The 248-nt window shown below is 61.3% G+C and carries 1 pseudogene; it reads right to left on the reverse strand.

Annotation, left to right across the window (positions count from 1 at the left end):
• Positions 1–182 (reverse strand): annotated as a pseudogene (locus EOD29_RS33910) (sulfite exporter TauE/SafE family protein); the annotation flags it as partial.
• Between the last annotated feature and the right edge of the window lie 66 nt (positions 183–248).

Genomic DNA, 248 nt, shown 5'->3' on the forward strand with positions numbered 1-248 from the left:
ATCAGCTTCGGCCCGACGATCGCGCCGCCGAGCGGAATGAAGATCAATGCGGCGCCGAAACCCGAAAAGCCGCGGGCAAGCCCGGCGATGAAGGCAAATACCATCAGCAAATAGATGCCATGATCGGGCAAGGCGGCGGCAAACCATGCGACGACGCCAGCGACAATCGCATCCAGCGTCATGACATCGGCTCCGTGATTCGGGATGGGCGGCGAGGAAGGATGCGGTTTCATAGCCCAATCGTCGCC

This window comes from Mesorhizobium sp. M1A.T.Ca.IN.004.03.1.1, assembly GCF_003997555.1.
In the GTDB taxonomy this organism is placed as follows: Bacteria; Pseudomonadota; Alphaproteobacteria; order Rhizobiales; family Rhizobiaceae; genus Mesorhizobium.